The sequence below is a fragment of the Parabacteroides sp. AF39-10AC genome (assembly GCF_003635405.1).
Lineage (GTDB): Bacteria > Bacteroidota > Bacteroidia > Bacteroidales > Tannerellaceae > Parabacteroides > Parabacteroides distasonis.
In genome coordinates, this window is sequence record NZ_QTLP01000072.1 from 1 (window position 1) to 1,547 (window position 1,547).

At 47.8% G+C, this 1,547-nt stretch carries 2 protein-coding genes; both read left to right on the top strand.

Annotated features, from left to right (window positions below):
* Positions 1-57 precede the first annotated feature (57 nt).
* Entirely contained in the window at positions 58-435 is a 378-nt protein-coding gene (locus tag DW033_RS24195; RefSeq protein WP_005862367.1) for a transposase, read from the top strand.
* A 26-nt stretch (positions 436-461) separates the two neighbouring features.
* On the top strand, positions 462-1,424 hold the full coding sequence (locus DW033_RS24200; RefSeq protein WP_009018803.1) for an IS3 family transposase: 963 nt from the start codon (positions 462-464) through the stop codon (positions 1,422-1,424).
* Positions 1,425-1,547: the final 123 nt, after the last annotated feature.

Below are 1,547 nucleotides of genomic sequence, written 5' to 3' on the forward strand. Positions count from 1 at the left end.
TTTGTCTTATGCTGATATAGGTAGACACATTCAATAACAATAAAATGTGTAATTATTATGCGCAAAAAACATGAGCATTACAGCGAAGAAGAGAAATTGCATCTTCTTCATTCTTATTATCAATCCGGCATGAGCAAAACCAGTTTTTGCAAACAACATGGTATTAGTGGGATAACTTTGTTAAATAAATGGCTGGCGAAGTATGAATCAGTGGTAAAAGAGGTATCTTTGGCTCCGTGTCAAGCCCCTACGGATATGAGCGATCGAAGCAAAGAGGATTACCATGATGAAAACGCGCGACTCAAGAAGCGTGTTAAGGAGTTGGAGAAGGCCCTTGCCTTCTCCCGGTTGGAAACCGAGGCCCGTGATTTAATGATCACGCGTGCGGAAGAGTATTTTAACATTCCCATCAGAAAAAAACCTGGGGCCAAATAGTAACGGAACTGGTCAGGCTTCGCAAGATGAAAGTAGCGCCAGCCTGCCGTCTGTTTGGCCATTGTCGTCAAGCCTATTACCAGTCCAAGGCTGACATTGGGAGCCATGTGAAGAATGAACGTCTCATGCTGGATACCGTACGTGAGATACGTGGCGAGGATCCCGGTATCGGTGGTTACAAGCTGTGGATCATGCTCACCGCCCTCTTCGGAGAGAGGTTCATGCCCGGTCGCGACAGCTTCTACACGCTGCTTCGTCGACACCGCCTGATGCTTCCTCCCCGCAAAGCCAGGGGCACAACCAATTCCAACCATCGTTACCATAAGTGGAAGAACTTGATAAAGGGCTTTGTCCCAACCTCTCCCAATCAACTGTGGGTTAGCGATATTACCTATATACCGCTTGCCGGCGGAGACGTCTGTTACCTGCATCTGGTCACGGATGCTTATTCCCATAAGATAGTGGGATGGGTACTGGCTGATAGCTTGCGTGCCTCAGCCACGCTTGAGGCGTTGCGGCAGGCCATAGACCAGGCCGTTGAGATGACAGGGAGTGAAAATCTGGAGGGCCTGATACACCACTCTGACCGTGGCGTGCAGTATTGTTGCGACGCGTACGTGGAGCGCCTTCGGCGGCATGGCATTGCCATCAGCATGACGGAAGACTACAAGCCCACGGACAATGCCGTGGCGGAACGTATCAATGGGATAATTAAAGTGGAACGCCTCTATAGGCAAGGGCTGTTCGAGACCATCGAGCGTGCCGCGAGCGTGATAGAGCGCTACATCTACTTCTACAACTACCGCCGACCGCACATGAGTGTCGGTTATAAAACCCCGGGCATAGTGCACGGGGAGAAGGAAACGCAAATAAAAATGTGGCGGAATAAAAGAAAACCCGTGAAAAGTAACGAGAAAGAGATGGATACGATAGCTTTGCAAAGCCGAACAACTAATCTCTCAGAAGGGCTCTGTTCGGCCCAGAGGTAATGTGTCTATGTTATCAGTATGAAGTTAAAAGAAGTGACTACTATATCAGTATTACTTTATAACTACTGTCTACTGATTACGTTTATAAACAAAAAAAGTGTCTAGATAAATCAGGAAAAGACA

What these genes read in the sequence shown, in the direction of transcription:
- DW033_RS24200 (WP_009018803.1), top strand. Translation starts at nt 462, where the DNA reads ATGAAAGTAGCGCCAGCCTGCCGTCTGTTTGGCCATTGTCGTCAAGCC.
- DW033_RS24195 (WP_005862367.1), top strand. Translation starts at nt 58, where the DNA reads ATGCGCAAAAAACATGAGCATTACAGCGAAGAAGAGAAATTGCATCTT.